Source organism: Neolewinella agarilytica (genome assembly GCF_900110645.1).
GTDB lineage: Bacteria > Bacteroidota > Bacteroidia > Chitinophagales > Saprospiraceae > Neolewinella > Neolewinella agarilytica.
Genome location: NZ_FOFB01000007.1, coordinates 1 through 20941, shown reverse-complemented (window position 1 = coordinate 20941; position 20941 = coordinate 1). Strand labels below are relative to the sequence as shown.

Here is a 20941-nt window from a genome sequence, read left to right as displayed (position 1 = left end):
ACCTACAGATTTAATAGAATTTAAAATTGGAAACATGCCCAAATTTTTAATCAACCACATCGCCATCTCCGTACAAGATGTTGACGCATCCGTTGATTTTTATCAACGCGTGCTCCAGCTGGAAGAAATTGAAAACACGGCCTCCAACTCTAAAACCAGGTGGCTGTCCCTGAACGAAGGGAGACAGCTTCACCTGATCCCTCGTCCGGGGGCTGAGATCAAAACGAATAAGGCCGTTCATTTTGCATTGTCTACGGCCGATGTGCCCTCTTTTATTGAGCACCTGAAGCGTATCGATGTCGACTATACGGATTGGTTGGGAACCCCCGCAAAAGACTACGTCCGGAAAGACGGTATTCTGCAGGTCTATTTTCAGGACCCGGACGGGTACTGGGTTGAGGTGAATAATGGAGGGTAGGGCAGGACCTCGAAGCGTCCTGAAAGGACCTTCGAGCGTCCGGGTTGCTCCCGCCTCCGCCCCCGGGCTGCTCCCGCCCCCACGCTGCTTTCGCCCCGGCGCTATTCCTACCTCCGGGTTGTTCCCGCCCCGGCGCTCTTCTTGCCCCCGGGTTGCTCCTGCCCCCAGGTTGCTCCTACCCCCTCGCTGCTCCCGCCCCCGGACGCTCGAAGGTCGCTCCGCGACGCTTCGAGGTCCCTGAGTATTGAAGAAATGGGGCTGAAAATTACCTACTGAACTAACCCAATATTAGCACTATGCCAGAACAGCCTAAACTCCTTATTCAACCAGGTAAATACTATCACATTTATAATAGAGGAGTTAACTGTCGCACCATCTTTCAAGATGGTGCAGACTATGCTCGCTTTCTTTTTTACGTTGAAAAGTATATGGCCCCTGTTGGTAAGACATACGCTTATGCGCTTCCGGAAAATCATTTTCATCTGCTTATCAGTACTTATCCAAAGGAGGTGTTACCCCATTTTTTGCTTAAGGACAAATTAGTTTTGGGAAGAACCTTCGGCCATATTCAAAACGCTTATGCTAAATACTTTAATCATAAGTACAAAACGGTAAGTGGGTTATTTGAAAAGGGATTTGAACGGAAGGAGGTTACCTCCCAATCCTATTTTACTACACTTGTACTCTATCTCCATCGAAATGGTGTCAAGCATAAATTAGCTGATGATATTTATGCCTATCCATGGAGCTCTCTACAAGAACTCAATAATCAATTTCGGGAGACTTTTCTGAGCAGGCAAGAAACCTGGGCGAAATTTGGAGGGCGGGCATCTTTTATTGCGGCACACGACCTTCTTGATGTGAAACTGCTAGATATGTCTTTCGAATTCGAAGAGGACTTTTAGCAGGACCTCGAAGCGTCCTGAAAGGACCTTCGAGCGTCCGGGTTACTCCCGCCCCCGGGTTGCTCCCGCCCCGGCGCTGTTCCCGCCCCCGGGCTGCTCCCGCCCCCGGACGCTCGAAGGTCGCTCCGCGACGCTTCGAGGTCTGGGGCCGCTCCGCGACGCTTCGAGATCCTAGAGTCGCCCAAAACCATTTCTAACCCGTTCATGACACGATAGCGCCCGCTCATGACCATTCGCGTTTCTGCGGTACGGGCTGCCGGTAATTTTGGAGCAACACATATAACTAATGCTCCAATGAAAAACGCAATTCAGCCTTCAGTGGCAACCATCGCTTTTATTCTAACTTTGCTTTTATCACTCTGCTTTGCACCTGCGGTGAGCGCCCAAGTATTACTACAAGAAAACTTCGACGCCGCCGATTTGGGAACCCCGCCTCCTGGCTGGAACTTCTCAGGACCGGACAGTAACGTAGACCCCGGCCAGGCCTGCTCCGGTAATGCCTTCCGGATGAACCAGTTCTCGAGCGCTACCATCAACAGCCTGGATACGCCGGATCTTCCCCGGGGGACAACTCCCGGTAACGTTGCCGTCAGCTTTGACATGCGCCTGGCGGATTGGAACAACAACAGCCAACTCAGTGGTACTGGCGGAGCTTATGCCCAGCTATTCGTTAATGGCGCTTTTGCCCAGGATTTTGTGGCCTCCGCTCCCGTAAGCTTCACGAATGGTTGCCTGACCCAAACGGCCACCTTTACCACGGCAGATATTCCTCTGGGAGCGGACTTTAAAATCCGCTTTCTGGGCGTGTGGGGTTCCGGAGATTGGTCCTACGTAGTAGACAATATCAGCATCCGGGTAGTAAACGACGAGTGCGCAGACGCCGTACTGCTGCCGCAAACAGCCGCGCCGGCCGGTTTTTTAGACGGAAACGTAGTCGATGGTTCGCTTGAAGGAGCTACCCAATCCCAACCGGGCTGCACCGGTAACGCCAACGACGACGTATGGTACAAATTCGTGGCCACCGAGCGCTCCGTTTCCCTGTCGGTGGAATCTGGTGACGTAGTGGTGGAGTTGTTTTCCGGCTCCTGTGGCAACTTGACCAGCCTGCGCTGTAGCGATGCCAGTTTGACAAATGAAATATTTGACTACTACGGCACCACCATCGGCGAAACCTACTACGTCCGGGTATACAGCTTCGCCGGAACACCGCTCATCGGCACCGACGCGGAGTTTAGTATCCAAATCGGAACGCCCCGATCAGTAAACGACGAATGCGCCAGCGCGGAGGTCATTACCCAGTCAAGCGCTACGAGCTGTGGGACGAACCTGACCATGGGTACGGTGGAACACGCCACGGAATCCCAGGAGGCCTGCACCGGAACGGCCAACGACGACGTCTGGTACGAATTTATAGCTACCAGCACCGACTTCACGGTGTATTTGGAAAGCGGGGACTTTGTCGTTCAGCTCTTTGAAGGTAGTTGTGGCAACCTGGTTTCATTGGACTGTGAGGATGGAATTTCTATTAATGAAACCTTCAATTACGCTTCGGCAACCGTTGGGGCTACCTATTTTTTACGGGTATACTCCTTTGGCGGTACCGCGCTGACCGGAACGGATTCTGAATTCGGCATTTGCGTCTTTACCACGCCGACCGTGCCGACCAATGACGATTGCGCCGCTGCCATTACGCTGGCCGTTAACCCAAGCGTGAACTGTGCTTCCCCGGTTGCTGGCACCACTAACGGAGCTTCCCGCACGGAGGCTGATCCACGATGTAACGGCATCAACGGCAGAGCCTCCGTTTGGTACCGCTTTACCGCCGCCGAAACGGAACATTTTGTGACCCTGAGCAACGTGCAACTCCTAAATGGTACGGAGAATGCCCGTTCCTCTTTTGAAGTCTTTTCCGGAGGCTGTGGGGCGCTGACGCGGGTGCATTGTTCGGGACAGTTGTTCAGGACGAACCCCGGCCCGCAGACGGTGAGTGGGCTCACGGTCGGGCAGGAATACCTGGTCCGGGTTGTTCCTGTCAACCCCGCGGACCAGATTGACTTTGACATTTGCGTCACCACTGACTGCCCTGAGCTGGCTACCGGCCTTGCCGCTACCGACATTACGGCTACAACAGCCTCGCTGAACATCGATGCAATTGCGGGAGTAGAACGTGATTTCATCGTCGTCGCCGCTGGTGATGTGCCGGTCTTCGGCGATGGTAGTAATCATGTCTTTTTCAGGAGTTCTGAAGGCACCATCCCGGTAATAGCAACCAGCCTGAGCTCCAACACCACTTATGACTTCTACGTCGGCCAGTCTTGCCCCGAAACTTTCGCCGGGCCCATCACCTTCACCACCCGCCCCAGCTGCGGTGATGTGATCTATGATGCTGGCGGCCCCGATGGCAACTACGGAAATGACGAGGACTACACCGTCACCATCTGCCCCGAAACGGCAGATCAGACCGGCGGTGCGCGCCGGGTCAGCATCACCTTTGATGAGTTTGATCTGGAGAATGGCTTCGACGGGATAACGATCTATGACGGGGAAGACACCAACGCGCCAGTCATTACCTGCCCGGGCACGGGTCTTGATTTGTGGAGCTGGGAAAGGGGGAGAAACCTCGGCTCCGGCGACTTGCAGGGCGTCACCGTTTTTACCACTAACGTCAGTGGCTGTATTACCATCCGGTTCACCTCTGACGGGTCGGTTACTTTGCCTGGTTTTAAAGCGACCATCAACTGCCCGGAGACTTCGGATATCTTCGATCAGATCCTGATTCCCGTACCGGCGGGCAGCGGAGCCGTGGTGGCGGACCGTGGCTACCTGTCGCTCGCCAGTGAACACCTGTACTACGTCAAAGATGGTGTAGGCAGCCTGTTGGCACTTAAGCTAGGCGATACCCAGGCACAGGTTCCTTTATCCGGTGTGTCAGTAGTAGCGGGCAGCGGAGCAACTAACCTGGGCCTCAATGGATGTATGGCGCCCTACACGAATGCGCCGGACTGGTGGGTAATGAACCGGACCTGGGATGTTGCTCCCCTCTTTGACCCGGCCTTCCCCGTCGAAGTCCGCTTCCTATACACTACCGAAGATCTGACGGCCATCGAAACGGCCAGCGGTTTTACGGGCATCACCCACGAAAACCTGACCCACTACAAGATCAACGGTGGCGACGAAGAAGACCTGACCGCCCCCGGCAACGCCTGCCATGATATGGTAAGTCCGGCCAATTATCAGGAGTATGATCCGGGAGATTACGTCTACATGAATCTCTCTGATGGAGCTAGCCGAAACGGCCACGCTGCTCAGTTCATGGTTGCTTCCTTTTCCGGCGGAGGCGGCGGAGCTGGTACTAACTTTACCGGTGCCTTACCCGTGGAATTCCTTAGCTTTCAGGGAGAAGCGGGCCCCAAGTTCAATCACCTGAACTGGACAACGGCCCGGGAGGAGAACACCGCCGCTCACGAGCTGGAAAGAAGTAGCGACGGTACGAACTGGGAAGTTATTCTCACCCTGGCAGCAGCAGGGAATAGCGACGAAGCCATCCGATACGAGGCCATCGACGAGCAGGCACTGGCCTTTGCTTATTACCGGGTCCGAACCGTTGATCAGGACGGTAGCTTCACCCACTCCGAAATCATTGATCTTCAGCGTATGGATACTGATGGCACACGAGTCGGTACCGCTTTTCCTAATCCGGCAACGGACCAGGTCTTCCTGCCTTACTTCTCCGCAAACGAAGGAGAGAAACTGCAACTGGACCTGTTGGATGCCTCCGGGCGGCGTCTGTCAACGCAAGCCGTTAATGGTGAATCTGGCCGCAATGAGTTTCGCGTCTCCCTGCAAAAGCTGCCTGCCGGACTATACTGGCTCGCACTGACCACTCCGGAAGGAGAGCGCCATCTGCGCCGGGTCGTAAAGCAGTAAAAGAGTAGTTATATGTTTTTGGGCAAGTCCGGACGGAAACGTTTGGGCTTGTCCTGTTTTTAGCAAGTTCGTTTGTCTGTTGAATAAGGAGTGGGAGGAGGCTGCTTCGCAGCGCAGGATAAAATGGTCTTTCGAGGGGCCGGCAACGGGTATGCGTTAGTTTGCCCCCAAAAGACCAACGAACTAAAAGACCAACGAACCCAAAGACCAACCTACCCCCTGCGCCGTTGGCCCAGATACTCCATCGTTTCCCCTTTACCGAAGCCGTAGCTAAAACCAAGGGTGATGAAGCGTCCGCGTAGCCGGCGGCTATACTGGAATACCTCAGCCTGATCAATGACACTTTCCTGAATGCGGGAAGCGAAGACGTCCCGAACACTAAAACTCACCGCTCCTTTGCCGTCAAACAGCTTTTTACGCAGCCCAAGGTCCGCAAAAAGCTGGTCGCTCACCTGACTCTGTACCGTTTGGAAAGAAGACTGGTACTGCCCCGTGACCTCGAAGTCAAAATCAAGGGGAAGGTTGAACTTGGTCGTCAACTTGCCGGAGTACTGATCGGCAGAAAAGTCAAAAGAGGTTCCTTCCAGTTCTCCTTTCCGGGAGAAAAAGCTGTAGTTGGCGTCTCCCGTAATGGTCATGAATTTGGCCGGCAGGGTTTTGAAATTCAGCTCCAGACCGGTCGTGCGATTGGTGCCAATATTTTGTGGGGCGGTGATACTGACGTTGTCCTGGAAGGTCGTGATTCGCTCCACCACGTCCGTGGTGTAGCGTTGGTAAATGCCAAAATTCAGGGAGGTCTCGCCGAGGATGAAGATGCTCGTTACCTCGTAGGAGTCGGTGAATTCCGGTTGCAAATTGGGATTGCCAACGCGGATGTTGAAGTTGTTGCGTGGGTTGAAGAAAGGGTTCAGATCCCAGAGGCGAGGGCGGAAGATGCGACGGGAGTAGCTGGCCTGAACGGAGACTGCGTCGGAAATCTTGTAGGAGGAAGCCGCGCTGGGAAACAGATTTGTGTAATTCTGGTCGTTGCTTTCGTTGGTCGTTTCCAGTAGGGTAGTCAGGTTGGTGTTTTCTACCCGGAGGCCAAATTTGATGCCAAGGTTACTAAACTGGTAAGCTCCGGTGCCGTAGAAAGCCAGTACTTTTTGGTTCCAGTTGAAGATGTTCGTAAGGTCGGGGTCGACGATGAATTCCGTGCCGTCAAAATCGCTCACCGAAAAGTCATTGTCAACGTTACTGGTAATGTACTGAGCACCGGTTTCCACCGTCATTTTTTCGTTGACGGGCCGGGTATAGTCCACCTTGAAGGTATTCTCCTGGTTGCCAAAGTTGGTACGCGTCTGCTGGCGGCCATCCTGATCAATTCCCGATAGGGTAGTATTGGTAAACTCTGAAGATTGATCTTTTGAAAACAGGGTGCCGATGGCACTCAGAATCAGGTCATGATCCTTATGATCTTCAAAGTCACGCTTGTATTGTAACTCAAACTGGTACTTTGGGTTGGTGGCCTCGGTGACCTCCTCCCGCTTCCAGCTGGAGAGAATCTCATTGCTTGCGTCCGTGAGGGTGAAGTCGTTGCGGGAGGGCTGGTCTTCAATCTCGTAAGAGAAATTACCCGAGAGGGTAATGACATTACGCTCGTTGATCATGTAATCCGTGCCTAGCACGGCATTGTAGTATAGCTCATTCCGAAACTCTTCGCCTTCGCTGGAGACCGTCGTTCCGCTCACCCGGTCTTCATTAATGGCACGCTGATCATTGGGCAGTTCCCGGTAGCCGATGCCGAACTGGCTGAAGAGGTTGAACTTTTCCGTGCGGCGGTTCAGACTCAGGCCAATACTGTGGTTGTCCGGTATACCGCCATTGATGGAGATGGCTCCGTTGAGGCCTTTGCGCTCTTCTTTTTTGAGTACAACGTTAATGATGCCCGAGGTGCCTTCCGCGTCGTACTTCGCGGATGGGTTGGTGATCACTTCGATGCTTTCGATCATGTCGGCCGTGATGGTACCCAAAAGATTGCCCTGCTCGCTGGCAATGACGGAGGGCTTACCGTTGACCAGAATCTGTACGCCACCGCTGCCGCGCAACTGAATTTCACCTTCGATGTTGACGTTCACGGAAGGCACATTATTGAGCACTTCCAGCGCACTGGCACCGGTACTACTCAGGTCTTTACCGACGTTGAAAACCCGCTTGTCGAGCTTAAACTCCGTCTGTGACTTCTCGGCCCGGACGGTTACTTCTTCCAGGGTTTGACCCTCGGCGGAGAGCTCCAACAGGCCAAGGTCGGCCTTACCGTTGCTGAAGGTCAGTTCTTCCACCCGACGGGTGGTAAAACCAATAAAACTTATGTCCAGGTAAACGGCTTCGGTAGATGTCTCCAGCGTGAAGTTGCCCGCCAGGTCGGTAGTCGTTCCGCCAACGCCCGCTTTGGTGCTTGCGTCAGAAACCAGCACGGTAGCGAATTCAATGGGTTGTCCGCTCTTCTCATCGACTACCCGTCCGGTGATGGTGCTCTGGGCGCTGGCGCAGGTGCAAAGGAAGACCAACAAGAGCAGGGTGTGATAGTAACGTTGTTTCATAAGGAATTTTATCTGAAGGTGAAATTGCAGGCTCCCTGATTTAGTTCATTGATTATTCAGCTGATCTACCGTTGGGCCTAATTAATCGACGGTTCGGGACGATGTCCATTGCCCTCTGACTGCATGTAACCTTTTAGCCCTATTTTCTGTCCGTAAACGGATCAGATACGTGGCCGCATTGAGCTAAGGTCAGACCACCGTTCGTATCTAAATTAATAAGCCTGTGGATAAGCATACCCTACTTTTCAGATCACTGTCCAAAGCAGATGCTAAGGCCATCAGCAAAGCCTTTGAGCTGCAGGGAGACCATAAACCCAGCTCCCTCTACCTCCACTATTTCGACCTCCAGAAAAGCAAAAAACTGGAACCCATCATCGCGGAAGTCGACGGTGATTTCGCCGGATACCTGGCCATCAAATGGACGCCTGATTACCCGCCTTTTCAGGAAAAGGGTATCCCGGAAGTCGTTGATTTCAACGTGCTGCACAAGTATCAGCGGAAAGGCATTGGCACTGCCTTAATGGACGAAGCCGAGCGTAGAATCAAGCCTGTTTCCCCCCTTGCCGGTATCGGCTTTGGTGTCTTTAAGGATTACGGTAAGGCGCAAATTCTGTACGTAAAGCGTGGCTACGTCCCGGATGGCAACGGCATCACCCAAAACTCAAAATCTTTAACCTTTGGCGATCAGGTCACTATTGATCATAGCCTGGTCTTTTATTTAACGAAGGACCTTAGGGAGTAGGGTTTTTCGCTCCTATAACCTCACCCTGCACCTGCGTCCGCGCCCTCTCCACGCCTCCAACCTGCGGTAGCTCAATTTAAGATCGAGTCAGAGTCGAGAATCATTTGCGATGCCCTCCCTCACCTCCAAAATGCGGTAGCCCACTATCAAACTATCAATACTATCAAACTATCCTACTACCCCTCCTCCCCAAGAAGATTCGCCGCCAGCACCGTCCCTGTCAGCAGTAAGCCCGGGAAAACAGCCATCCACCAGGCCTGGGGATGCGTCCGGGATTGTCGCAGCAGGCTACCCCAGGTAACCTCGTCGGCCGGGATGCCAATGCCCAGAAAGGAAAGAAAGGCTTCCAGCAAAACGGCTCCGCCCAGGGCAAAACTACTGACGATCAGTAGTGGCCCCAGCGCGTTCGGCAGCGCGTGGCGGAAGAGGATCCGCCATTTCGGAATGCCGTTCACCCGGGCCGCTTCGATGTAGGGAAGGCTCCGGATGCGTAGCAGCTCCGCCCGCAAATACCGCGCAACGGAAGGCCAGCGTAATACGCCAATGATGAGGACTACGATACCGATAGACGGCTGGTTGATAATGGCGATCAGCGCAATCAACAGCACGAGCGCCGGGATGTTAACGAAGAGTTCGATTCCCTGCAGGACGAGGGTGTCTGCGGGAAAAGCCGTCTCCTTTTTTAGCGCTGGAATGAAGGATAACAGACTGCGAAATAACCATCCGCCAAGGGCAAAACAACTGATGGCCAAGCCAGTGATGGCTACTGTGCTTTCCAGTCGGTAGAAAGGGATCAGGCTAAGGCTTGCGTAGAGGACCCCCAGGGTACCGCCGACCGCCCAGCCCCACCAATGATAACGCGGTGCCCGAAGGCCGTGGTTTCCGAAAAAGCCAGCAATGCCGCCGAGCGGAATACCGAGTAACAGAGAGATCAGCACCGATCCAAAGCCAACCAGAACGGCTATCCGGGTCCCCCGGATGAGGCCTGCCGCGACGTCGCGCCCCAGCTCGTCGGTACCCAACCAGTGGCGCGCGCGATCGCCGGTGTCCTGCTCGCCGAAGGGCGAGCGATAGTTGCCATTTTTGAGGTCGGTTCCCCCTGCGGAGTAAGGGACAACGGGCCAGATGGCCCAGTCCGTTTCTACCCGCTTCCAGCTGCGAACGACGGGAGAATAATGTTCCGCCAGACCAAGGGTTTCTCCGTATTCATGCAGTACCGGAAAGCGGGTTTCCCCGTTGACTGAAGCGATCAACGGACGGTCATTCGCAATGAAATCAGCGAAGACCGCCACGGTCAGCAAGCCGATCAGCCACCATCGGGCTACGGTATGTCTTTTTCTTTTTTCCTTCACGCCGCATTGTTTGTGAAGGTGGTTGCACTGCCAAGCCGCACACGCGGGTCAGTAAAGGCATAGGCCAGGTCCGCCAGCAAGAGCCCCGCAGCGGTGAGTAGCCCGTTGAGCAAAACGAGGGTGATGACGATGGGCCAGTCTCTGCCCACCGCAGCAGTGTAGAGTAATTGCCCCATGCCCGGTAGATTGAAAATCCGCTCAATGAGCACACTCCCCGCCAGCAAGGCGGGGAAGAGGCCGCCAAGCAGCGTGATGATCGGGAAGGAAGCATTGCGCAGCACATGCTTCCAGAGTATCTGACTTCTGGATAGTCCCTTCAACCTGGCGGTCGTGACGTATGCCTGGTCCAGTTCCTTCACGGCGGAACGACGCAAGTGCCGGCTCACGTAGGCAAAGCTGGGGTAGGCCAGGCACATCACCGGCAGAAAGAGGTGGCTCCCCCTGATCTTCAGCGCCGTCCACCAGGAGGCGCCATCGGGAATGTCCCCGAAGCCCATGCTCGGGAAAAAGTCCATCCCGAAGGCAGGGGTGGTGAAGTAGTTTGTCACCAGGGTCGCAATCCAGAAGCTGGGTAAACCAAAGAGTATGAACAGGAGGGTAGTGGAGTAACGATCAAACCGACTTCCGCGGTAGCCTGCGGCGTAGAGCCCTACCGGCAGGGAGACGAGGTAGACGAGCAGGATGGCGATTCCGTTGAGCAGAATCGTCCAGCGCATGGCCTGACCGATTTTGCTGGCTACCGGCCTGCGGTCGAGATAGGAGTTGCCAAAGTCTCCGCTCAATATTCGTAAGAGCCAGTGGTGGTATTGGTTTTGTGCACCGTGCCAACGGAAAGCGGGCAGCAGCAGGCGGTGTCGCTGGCTGCCGTCCATCACCTGGCTAAAAGCAGCTTTTACCGGCTGGGAGAGTTGATCGTCGGGCAGGCTGTTCACCGCCGCCGCCACCGCTTTTGGGTCATCCTGCAGGAGGAGACGGCGGGCGACGGGGATGCTGTTGATCCCCGCTTCAGTGTCTTCCCCGAAGGCCAGCTGGCGAACCGCAAGGTAGTAGTCTTGCACGGCGGGCCAGTTGCCGCTGGAAAGCGTCAGGGCTCGTAGCATTCTTCGCTCCGCAGGTCGGCCAATGCGGTGCAGGGTGTCTGGCAGAGCTGCGTTGTTTAACGAAAAGTAAAAGGTCGGCAGATCGTAGCCCAGGGCAGCGGCCGCCCGTCGGTAGCTTGCGTCGTAGGCAGCGGGTTTGCTGCTGGCCGTTCGGGATTCTGCCGGAGGGAGTTGACTCTCAACGGGGTCACCGGGCGTGATCGCCCGGAGGCCGAAGCAGAGCAGGCTGAGCAGGAAGAGGCTCAGCGGCAGGTATAGCAGTCGGCGAAGGGCGTAAGAAAGCAAGGGTTACTTTTTGGTGGCAGGAAAGGCAAGATACAAAGGCTGCTATTGCCGTACGTTAACCATCACATTCTTGCTGAAGAATTCAGTTTGCACACTCGCATTGTAATAAGCTGTGCTGTCCTGAAACAGCTGCTGTTTGATGAGGTAGACCTGGTAATCTCCCTCGGGAATATCCTCCAGCGAATTTTTGGGCAGGGTAAGGATACCCGAATCTGTGGGGCCGATGAGTTGAATGCGTTTGGGGTTGCTTCGATCAAGAGGTTCAAAGAAAATAACCAATGACTCCTGCTCTTTCAGGCCCACGTTGGCCACGGGAAAAGCAACCGTTCGGGCCAGGCTTATCTCGGAGGGAATCGAATCCGCAAAGACGGGGTTGAAGGTATAGTCGAGTACACATTCGGAGGCTTGCCCGCAGGGCAGGGTCATTTGAAGATCACCCGGAAAATGCAATTGGCGGCGGGTCCGGAAACTGCCAGGTCCGGCTCTTTCCAGCGGTGGCATGGCCGAGCCGAGCAGGGTAGGCGGGGCTTGTACGCCTACAGTGTCTACCGGGCTGATGTTCAGCGTGGCGACCATCAGTTGATTAGTTGCGTTGTACCGGACATTGCCCACCACCGTAGTGGGGCTGATTTTGGGCGCGGGACCGCAGGTGCAGAGAATCGTTAATAAAGCAAAGTAAAATGGCAGGTGTAGCAACCTTGGCATGGGCTCTCAGTTTATGGGGGAGAACGAAGGTAAGGAGAGTTGTGGGGATGCCGGTCACCACGCGCTTCGCGCGTGTACGGGCTAAGTACGCTCCGCGTAATTGCTTTAAAGCATTCGTCTTCAGTGCGAGGAATGCGCGCTGACTCCGTTCATGCGCAGAGCGGCGTGGAGGCAGAAACATCACTGATGTCTAATACACGGAGCTACCATACAATCTCCTCCCGGCCATGCTTCGCCAAATATTCATTAGCCAGCACGAAATGATTATTCCCGAAAAACCCCCGGTCTGCGCTAAAGGGCGAAGGATGAGCACTTTCCAGCACCAGGTGCTTAGACTCGTCGATCAATATTTTTTTCTTGCGGGCAAAAGCACCCCAGAGCATAAAAACGACGTTCTCCCGCCGGTCACTAATGGCCTTGATGGAGGCGTCGGTAAAAAACTGCCAGCCGGATCGCTTATGGCTTCCGGGGTCGTTTTTTTCCACCGTTAGCATGGCATTAAGCAGAAATACACCTTGCTCGGCCCAGTGAGTCAGGTCACCGTGGTTCGGCTTCTCCAGTCCAATACTGGTGTTGAGCTCCTTGTAGATATTTCTCAGGCTGGGAGGAATGGTTACTCCTTTCGGAACGCTGAAGCTCAGACCCATCGCCTGACCGGGGTTGTGGTAAGGGTCCTGCCCCAGAATGACGACTTTGACCTCGTCGATGGGGGTTGTGTTGTAAGCGTTGAATATGAGCGGACCGGGCGGGTAGATGGCCTTGCCGGCGGCTTTCTCCTCTTTGAGGAAAGTGGTCAGCATCCTGAAATAAGGCTTGGTGAATTCTTCGGAAAGAGCTTCTTTCCAGCTCGGTTCAATTTTGACGTTGGACATGGGGAGGTAGTAATGTAGTCGGTAGTTTTGTAGTAATGTAGGGGTAGCGGCGGAGGTTCAAAACTATACGAAGAACTTTGCCTTTACCTAATGCTCCAGGGGGCGGTATCCCTTAAAAACAGGGTGTTCCGTTTATTATAAGGCTGGAGGCATAACGCTTTTCAGCGTGCCAGCTAGGAGAGCTTTGTAACACAGGTCTGGGTTTTGCTTCGCAGCTGCGGCGGTTAACCCGGATAAGGCCCCAAAAATTCGTTGCGGCTCACCTTCAATAAACGGAACAACCTTACCCTTAAAAACTACGGAATAAGAACTACCCTTAAATCCCGTCCCGCTCAATTTCCATAATCGCCCGCACGTGCGCATCCGCAATTTGTTGCCGGAAGCCATCGGTAAGCATCAGCGGTAGCTCAAAGCGATTGTTATAAAAGCCATTCTCGGTCAGTATGGCTGGCATACGGGTAGCACGCAAGACGAAGAACTGTCCGGTTACTTTAGAACGCAGGTGTCGGTTGACCAGTCCGGTTTCTTCGATCAGGTGACGCTGGAAAATGGCAGCCATGTTTCGTCCGCGGGTACTACCGTGATAATACCAGGTCTCAATACCGCGAACGCGATCGTCAGTATAGTCTTGTAAGCTGTCAGCCGGGCCAGCGTTGCCATGAATGCTAACGAATAATTTAGGAAGCGCACTGCTGACGCTGTTCGCACGGTTTACCCGTTCAGTGAGGAAGTTCCCTACCTGAACTTCTGGGATGACGTTATAATAAGCAACGCCAATGTCATCGAGTTGAGCAAAAATCCGGGCGCTAATATCCCGGTTAAATTCATACTCCAGGAGTTGGCGACCGTCCGAGAGGACCGGGCTTCGTTTGCCCTGCGTCAATGCTCCGTGACCGTTGTCAATACACCATAGGTAGCGGGCGCGGTATTCAGGAGCAGGGCGAACCGGGCCGGTGGGCCGGCTGTCGGGATCAATGGGAGGTAGTACCGGATCATCCGGTGCGGGGAGCGGGTTTTCGTCGAATTCATCACCATCTTCCTCCCGCGGAGGCTCCGCTTCGTGACTGATCACTACGGCATCTTCTCCTTTACTTACTTCACTGGCGTCCTGCGGCTCATCCGGGTCTGCTTGTGGTGTTGGTGGAGAAGCCGGCGGTAGAGCCGGCGGCAGGGGCTTTGGCGTGCGGGGTCGCTCCGGAGTATCACCGAAAAGAACGGCGATAATGTCAACGATGGCCTGAAGGAAATCCTGCATAGTGGCGCAAGTTACGCAGGAGGATGGAGAATTTGGAAAGTGAAACTATTTCTTTTTTTCAGCTGTTACTGAAAAAAAGAAATGATTTGATTTATTCGCTTCCTAAAGATAGGGTGTTCATAACACCAAGTTTGTTACGGCTTCGGTTTGGAGAAAACTATGATCCAAACATAATTACACGTTGGCAAAAGGCTGGCCGAATTATCAAAATCAGAAATGGTCTGTATCGTACAGTAGACTTTGACATTCGGTCGGAAGTAGATCGTTTTACAGTATCCAACAATCTATACGAGCCATCTTACGTCTCTCTTCATTCTGCGTTACACTATTACGGGTTGATACCAGAGCATGTTTACGAGACCACAGCAATCTCAACACGGAAAACGAAAAGCTTTGAAATTGATGATCGCCGGTATTCTTTTCGACACGTAAAGACTGATTTGTTTTTCGGATATGAAGTTGTCCCCTGGCGGGAACATAGCTACTGTATCGCACGGCCCGAAAAAGCACTTATTGATCTGGCTTACCTCGAATCAGATTTCTCTGATCCCGCATGGATTGAAGGAATGAGATTCGACCATTTTGGATTAAAGGAAGATATCGACTGGACTCAAATGTTCCTTTATGCTCATCAGATTAACTCAGAAACTTTGTTTAAGAGAATTGCCTTACTGCTCGAAATTCATGACTTATGATGGAGCTACAACAAATTAAGAAATGGTATCCCGAAAACTTACATGCTGAAGGAATGCAACTTCTACGAGAGTATCTACAGTATGAGATACTTCAAGCAATCTTTCAAAGCAAACTAGGTCATAAATACACTTTCCTTGGGGGAACTTGTCTACGCATCGCATACGGTACAGAACGGTTCTCTGAAGATCTTGATTTTGATAATGTAGGACTGGGCAAGTCAGAATTTGAAGATACCGCAAAAGCTATCAAACGGCACCTTGAACTAAGGGGGTATAAAGTCGAATTGAAGTTTGCCTATAAAGGAGCTTATCACTGCAATATTCGTTTCCCCGCCTTACTCTTCGATTATGGATTGAGTGGACATAAGGAAGCCAAGCTTATGATCAAACTAGACACCGAAAAGCAACATTTCGAGTACAAGCCGGAGATATTCGATCTCAATAAATTTGGTATCCGCCACGATATTTTAATCACTCCGCTAGCCCTCCTCGCCAGCCAGAAAGTTGCTGCGGTAATGGGCCGGAAGCGGGCTAAGGGTAGAGATTTTTACGACCTCCACTTTATCCTTCAGCAAATAAAGCCTGACTACGACTATCTCCATAACCGTTTTCAGGTCGCCTCACCCCAAGGCTTACGGTCTATGGTGCAAGAAAAGATTGATACCTTAGACTTTGATCTTTTAGCAAAGGACGTAATGCCTTTCCTCATGCAGCGAACGGATGTAGAATCCGTACGAAATTTTTCCTCCTTCTGGGCGAATGTGGCCTTGTAAAAAAAAAACGGCCGAACCCAGATACGTTCTAAGTTCGGCCGGCAATTTGCTAGGTTAGCATTTCTTACTTGTCAGAACCGACACTTGCCGAGAGGTACTCCCGGTTCAGGCGAGCGATGTGCTCTACGGAAATCTCCTTCGGGCACTCTGCTTCACAGGCAGTAATGTTGGAACAACGACCGAATCCTTCGGCGTCGTGCTGTTCTACCATGCGGATAGCCCGCTGGGAGGCTTCCACTTCACCCTGCGGCATATGGGCCAGGTGGCTCACTTTTGCAGAAGTAAAGAGCATCGCAGAAGCATTAGGACATGCCGCTACACAAGCACCGCAACCGATGCAGGTGGCAGCATCCATGGCTTCGTTGGCCACGTCTTTTTCGATGGGGATGGCGTTGCCATCCTGCGCCTGTCCGGTATTGACGGAAATGTAGCCGCCGGCCTGGATGATACGGTCAAAAGAATCCCGGTTAACGACCAGGTCTTTAACAATCGGGAAGGCCGCCGAGCGCCAGGGCTCGATGGTGATGGTGTCACCATCCTTGAAATGACGCATGTGCAGCTGGCAGGTTGTGGTACCTTGCTGCGGGCCGTGGGGGTAGCCATTGATGACCAGGCTACAGGTGCCACAGATACCTTCACGACAGTCGTGCTCAAAGGCAACGGGTTCCTTCTTTTCCTGAATGATCTGCTCGTTGAGAACATCGAGCATCTCGAGGAAGGACATGTGAGAGGTTACTCCGTCAAGCGTGTGCGTGTCGAAATGACCTTTGGCGTTTGCATTTTTCTGCCGCCAGATTTTAAGGGTGAGCTTCATGTTGTCAGCGCTCATAATTTCTTGGTTTTTGAACCCTGCTCTTTTCAAGCCTTTCTCTGCACCTGCGTCTGCGCCCGAAAGCACCCCTCAGGTTGGAAAGCCGGAAAAGAACCGGCGGTGAATTATTTGTAGGAGCGGGTCTTGAGTTCTACATTCTCGAACTCGAGATTCTCCTTGTGCAGGATCGGTTGATTATCGTCCCATTCCCATGCCGAAACGTAAGTGTATTCGTCATCCCGACGAAGCGCTTCGCCTTCAGGAGTCTGGTATTCCTCGCGGAAGTGCCCGCCACAGCTTTCGTTGCGGTCCAGCGCGTCGACCATCATAAGTTCTCCGAGTTCCAGGAAGTCGGCCACACGAAGGGCTTTTTCCAGTTCCGGATTGTACTCATCTGCAGTTCCGGGAACGAACACATCACGGTAGAACTCTTCGCGCAATTCACGGATCAGCTCACGGCCCTTAGCGAGGCCATCAGCGTTACGCGCCATTCCGCAATAGTCCCACATGTATTTGCCCAGGCGACGGTGGAAGCTTTCGACTGATTGGTTGCCCTGTACGCCCATCACTCGGGTGATGCGGTCGGCAACGGCCTTTTCGGCCTCCATGAATTCTTTCCCGTTCGGATCGATCATCGGCGTACGAATTTCGTTGGCCAGGAAAGTACCAATGGTGTAAGGAAGAACAAAGTAACCATCAGCAAGCCCCTGCATCAATGCCGAAGCACCGAGGCGGTTAGCACCGTGATCGCTGAAGTTGGCTTCACCGGCAGCGAAGAGGCCAGGAACGTTTGTCTGCAGATTGTAATCGACCCAAAGACCGCCCATAGTGTAGTGGACCGCAGGGTAAATTTTCATCGGCATCACGTAAGGGTTCTCGCCGGTGATCTTCTCGTACATCTCGAAGAGGTTCCCGTATTTCTCGGCCACTACTGCGGTACCCAGTTCACGAATCCGGGCTGCGGAAGCGTTGGTCTCATTCAGGGTCGTTGCCTGACTTTTACCATAGCGTTGGATAGCGTCGGCAAAGTCCAGATAAACGGCCAAACCGGTAGGGCTTACACCGAGACCTTCGTCACAAGCTGTTTTTGCGGCACGGCTGGCAACGTCACGGGGGACCAGGTTGCCGAAGGCCGGGTAGCGGCGCTCCAGGTAGTAATCGCGATCCGCTTCCGGAATGTCAAGGCCGGTCTTACGACCCTCACGGATGGCTTTTGCGTCCTCCTGATTTTTCGGTACCCAAACACGGCCGTCGTTGCGCAGAGATTCAGACATCAGCGTAAGCTTAGACTGATACTCGCCCGAAACCGGGATGCAGGTCGGGTGAATCTGCGTGAAACAAGGGTTGGCCATATAAGCTCCCTTCTTTACGGCGCGCCAGGCGGCTGACACGTTGGAGTTCATGGCGTTGGTAGAGAGGTAGAAAACGTTGCCGTAACCACCGGTGCCGAGAACGACGGCATGAGCACCATGACGCTCCAGCTCTCCCGTCAGGAGATTGCGGGCGATGATGCCTCTGGCTTTGCCGTCGATTTTCACCACGTCCACCATCTCGTGGCGGTTATACATGGTTACGTTACCGAGGCTTACCTGGCGGCTGAGCGACTGGTAGGCGCCGAGCAGCAACTGCTGTCCGGTTTGTCCACGGGCGTAGAACGTCCGGCTTACCTGTACACCGCCGAAAGAGCGGTTAGCCAGCAGGCCACCGTATTCCCGGGCGAAGGGTACGCCCTGGGCTACGGCCTGGTCGATGATGTTGACACTTACTTCAGCCAAACGGTGAACGTTGGCTTCCCGGCTACGGTAATCGCCGCCTTTAATGGTGTCATAAAAGAGACGGTAAACAGAGTCTCCGTCGTTCTGATAGTTCTTAGCGGCGTTAATGCCACCCTGAGCAGCAATAGAGTGCGCGCGGCGGGGGCTGTCGTGAAAGGTGAAAACCTTTACCTTATAACCGAGTTCGCCCAGCGTAGCTGCGGCAGCGCCACCGGCCAGGCCGGTGCCGACGATGATCACTTCAATGCGGCGCTTGTTGTTCGGCGCCACGAGCGGCATCGAGGAGCGATACTTGGTCCACTTTTCACCGAGTTCACCGGGTGGGACGTTGGATTGTAATGCCATGATTGTGCTTTTAAATGGAAGTGATAGGTTACTGTTGTGCGAGATACATCCAGATGGGGATGATGGCAAAACCGAGTGGGACGAGTACACTGTAAGTGCGGCCTACGAACTTAATGAGTGGCGTCCATTTCGGGTGGTTTAGACCAAGGGTCTGAAAGGCAGACTCAAATCCGTGCCAGAGGTGGAAACCAATCACGATCATGCTGATTACGTAAATGACAACAAAGACAGGGTTCGCGTAGACACCCTTAACGAGAGAATAAAGATCTTTTACCTGCTCACCGCCGTCGTAGCCGATCATGGCGGTGTTGCCTAGTTTCATCTGCAGCCAGAACTGGTACATGTGTAGAAGAATGAAAACAAGGATGATGGTGCCCAGTGCGCCCATCCGGACGGAGGCTTTACTGGCGCCTGCCGTACGATTTACTTTCACTGCATATCCCTGGCTGCCACGGGCTGAACGGTTCTTGAGCCAGAGGGCAATGCCCTGAAAGGCGTGGATGAGAATGAAGGCGTACAATCCATAGCTGGTGAATTTAATCAGCGGATTATGCGTCATAAAGTAGGCATATTCATTAAATGCCTGACCACCACCACTGCTCAGCAGTTGGAGGTTGCCCACCAAGTGGACAATGAGGAAAGTGATCAGAAATAATCCCGTGAGGGCCATCACTACCTTCTTGCCAATGCTGGAAGTGATGAAGCGACCGAACCAAGTATTCATACAGTATAAGTTTTAGCAAACGCGGCAAAACTAAGTGTTAAAGGTCAGAGAAACGAAGAGGTTGACGGTGGAAAGCGAGCTTGCAGTTGTTTAGATTTTGTCTAATCAAGGATTGCCCTGCTTTCTTGTCCTGGTCAGGGAGAAAATGCGGGTAAGGACCAAGCTGTTGACACCACGGGGAAGACCTGCCTCCGGGCGCTCGCCGTGGTGCTGAGCGAAGCCGAAGTACAGGTTCCAGGGAAGCCTTTTGGAGCAGGGTGGGGGGAGGGCGTACCGAATATTAAATGGTTGTCTGCCGATTTTAAACACAGGCTACAGATTCGGACAAACGCCTGCATATTTGATGCACAATCTTTTTGAGTAACACCGATTTACCCTTTAAACAGCTTTCAGAAACTAAGTACCTGACCTTCCTATTAGCTATCCGCCGACCTTTAACCCTATTTTCAGTGGCGGAAAAACGTATCATCTCCTCCGTGGGCTGATAACTGTCTTATCGGGGTGAGTCAGGCTTAATTGCCCGTCTCACCCTGATTGTTTTACAGCTCTATACAGACTTTGGCAACGGTTCGTCCGCTGATTACCGTTTTAAGCGCCCGAATAGCCACCTGCTCCCCTCTGTTTCCTCATTCTTCCGTGATCCTCTACTTTTACCCTCTCCACCAATTGAGTAGTACTTATGCGTTTTCTTTGTCAATTGGCCGTTTTCTTTTTGGGTCAATTACTGTTGTGCAGTGGATTGGTGGCGCAGGATGTGCAATTGGACTTTCGTCATTTCACTACTGACGATGGCCTGCCCAGCTCAGAAGTCTACACCGTCCTGGAAGACCAGGAAGGATACATCTGGGTGGGGACGGATAATGGGGTGGCTCGCTTTGATGGCTATGAATTTGAGGTTTTTGATAGCGATGATGGGCTGGAGGATGTGGTGGTTTTTTACCTGCATTTAGATACTATTGGGACTGTTTGGGCGGGAACCTATTCAGGTAGGGTATACTATTTAGAAAGGGGGCGATTTGTCGAGTTTGCGCATAATGATAAAATTGCTTCAACTCGTGAGTTTGGAGAATTTGTAAATTTCATTGATATCAGCCAAGAAGGGGAGATAATTATACGTCTTCAAAAAACGGGCATATTCGGATTTAGTCAGAATGGTGGTGTTCGAAAAATTTCCGGAGAAGATTCAACCCATTTTTATATTTATTCAGATGGAATTAATCCGGATCGTAGTGCGGATATTTTTCCTGTTAAGCGAGGGTATCTGAATAATGTTAATAGAAAGAGTAATGATTCAATGGAAATGAAGTACATGGTTGGGTCAGGTGAATATTGGCAGATGGAGGGAATGCAAAATGTACTGCCCTCTAAATTAGGTAATACGAGGACTCATTATTGGATTGACTTACTTCCTGGAGGATATTTAGCTGCAGCTAATGGGCAGAGCCCAGTTATTTTTCATAAAGGTCGAAAAGTAGGTACGTGGCCGGTTCTTGATTTATTTATAAATCAAATGATTTCGTTGTCTGATAGTAATGCATTAGTCTTAGCGGACGTAACTAAAGGTATGTACCAATTTAGATTTAGAGCGTGTCTAAAATTATGATTTCTTCGATATAAAGGCTGTCAGTCGTATTTTGTAAGTCGCCAAACTATACAGAATATGACCAAGCAGTGG

16 protein-coding genes are annotated in these 20941 nt (G+C 52.6%); 7 read left to right on the top strand and 9 right to left on the bottom strand.

Features of this window, described 5'->3' with window-relative positions; translation table 11 throughout:
- The first annotated feature begins 34 nt into the window (after nt 1-34).
- The 3 genes from BM123_RS07885 (at nt 35) to BM123_RS07870 (ending at nt 5250) form a co-directional block, all read left to right on the top strand.
- On the top strand, nt 35-418 hold the full coding sequence (locus BM123_RS07885; RefSeq protein ID WP_090167045.1) for a VOC family protein: 384 nt from the start codon (nt 35-37) through the stop codon (nt 416-418).
- A gap of 296 nt (nt 419-714) precedes the next feature.
- A complete protein-coding gene (locus tag BM123_RS07880; RefSeq protein ID WP_090167043.1) occupies nt 715-1323 on the top strand; it encodes a hypothetical protein in 609 nt (202 codons plus the stop codon).
- A 294-nt stretch (nt 1324-1617) separates the two neighbouring features.
- The gene (locus tag BM123_RS07870; RefSeq protein WP_090167039.1) at nt 1618-5250 is read left to right on the top strand and encodes a T9SS type A sorting domain-containing protein; all 3633 of its coding nucleotides are present in this window, start codon (nt 1618-1620) and stop codon (nt 5248-5250) included.
- A gap of 212 nt (nt 5251-5462) precedes the next feature.
- On the opposite strand, the gene BM123_RS07865 is transcribed toward BM123_RS07870, so the two are convergent.
- A complete protein-coding gene (locus BM123_RS07865; protein ID WP_090167038.1) occupies nt 5463-7832 on the bottom strand; it encodes an outer membrane beta-barrel family protein in 2370 nt (789 codons plus the stop codon).
- Between the two features lie 223 nt (nt 7833-8055).
- Between BM123_RS07865 and BM123_RS07860 the strand changes: the two genes are divergently transcribed.
- A complete protein-coding gene (locus tag BM123_RS07860) occupies nt 8056-8574 on the top strand; it encodes a GNAT family N-acetyltransferase (RefSeq protein WP_090167035.1) in 519 nt (172 codons plus the stop codon).
- A 176-nt stretch (nt 8575-8750) separates the two neighbouring features.
- On the opposite strand, the gene BM123_RS07855 is transcribed toward BM123_RS07860, so the two are convergent.
- The 5 genes from BM123_RS07855 to BM123_RS07835 form a co-directional block, all read right to left on the bottom strand.
- Nucleotides 8751-9926 (bottom strand): ABC transporter permease, encoded by a 1176-nt coding sequence (locus tag BM123_RS07855; protein ID WP_090167033.1) that lies wholly within the window; start codon nt 9924-9926, stop codon nt 8751-8753.
- Nucleotides 9923-11311 carry an ABC transporter permease gene (locus BM123_RS07850; RefSeq protein ID WP_090167031.1) on the bottom strand — a complete coding sequence of 463 codons (1389 nt, stop codon included), beginning with the start codon at nt 11309-11311 and terminating at the stop codon, nt 9923-9925. The genes BM123_RS07855 and BM123_RS07850 overlap by 4 nt, the downstream gene beginning before the upstream one ends.
- Before the next feature lie 42 nt (nt 11312-11353).
- A complete protein-coding gene (locus tag BM123_RS07845; protein WP_139211807.1) occupies nt 11354-12016 on the bottom strand; it encodes a hypothetical protein in 663 nt (220 codons plus the stop codon).
- A 203-nt stretch (nt 12017-12219) separates the two neighbouring features.
- Nucleotides 12220-12888, bottom strand: a complete 669-nt coding sequence (ung, locus tag BM123_RS07840) for a uracil-DNA glycosylase (protein WP_090167027.1) — start codon at nt 12886-12888, stop codon at nt 12220-12222.
- Nucleotides 12889-13204: 316 nt separating this feature from the next.
- On the bottom strand, nt 13205-14143 hold the full coding sequence (locus BM123_RS07835; protein ID WP_090167025.1) for an N-acetylmuramoyl-L-alanine amidase: 939 nt from the start codon (nt 14141-14143) through the stop codon (nt 13205-13207).
- Nucleotides 14144-14166: 23 nt separating this feature from the next.
- Between BM123_RS07835 and BM123_RS07830 the strand changes: the two genes are divergently transcribed.
- Both BM123_RS07830 and BM123_RS07825 read left to right on the top strand, forming a co-directional pair.
- On the top strand, nt 14167-14838 hold the full coding sequence (locus BM123_RS07830) for a type IV toxin-antitoxin system AbiEi family antitoxin domain-containing protein (RefSeq protein ID WP_090167023.1): 672 nt from the start codon (nt 14167-14169) through the stop codon (nt 14836-14838).
- A complete protein-coding gene (locus BM123_RS07825) occupies nt 14835-15611 on the top strand; it encodes a nucleotidyl transferase AbiEii/AbiGii toxin family protein (RefSeq protein ID WP_090167021.1) in 777 nt (258 codons plus the stop codon). The genes BM123_RS07830 and BM123_RS07825 overlap by 4 nt, the downstream gene beginning before the upstream one ends.
- Nucleotides 15612-15675: 64 nt before the next feature.
- On the opposite strand, the gene BM123_RS07820 is transcribed toward BM123_RS07825, so the two are convergent.
- The 3 genes from BM123_RS07820 to BM123_RS07810 form a co-directional block, all read right to left on the bottom strand.
- Nucleotides 15676-16440, bottom strand: coding sequence for a succinate dehydrogenase/fumarate reductase iron-sulfur subunit (locus BM123_RS07820; RefSeq protein ID WP_090167019.1), 765 nt, complete (start codon nt 16438-16440; stop codon nt 15676-15678).
- Between the two features lie 107 nt (nt 16441-16547).
- Nucleotides 16548-18542: a fumarate reductase/succinate dehydrogenase flavoprotein subunit gene (locus BM123_RS07815; protein WP_175489291.1), complete on the bottom strand. Its 1995-nt coding sequence runs from the start codon at nt 18540-18542 to the stop codon at nt 16548-16550.
- 28 nt (nt 18543-18570) lie between these two features.
- Nucleotides 18571-19266 (bottom strand): succinate dehydrogenase cytochrome b subunit, encoded by a 696-nt coding sequence (locus BM123_RS07810; RefSeq protein ID WP_090167017.1) that lies wholly within the window; start codon nt 19264-19266, stop codon nt 18571-18573.
- A 679-nt stretch (nt 19267-19945) separates the two neighbouring features.
- Between BM123_RS07810 and BM123_RS07805 the strand changes: the two genes are divergently transcribed.
- Entirely contained in the window at nt 19946-20869 is a 924-nt protein-coding gene (locus BM123_RS07805) for a ligand-binding sensor domain-containing protein (RefSeq protein WP_090167016.1), read from the top strand.
- Nucleotides 20870-20941 lie beyond the last annotated feature (72 nt).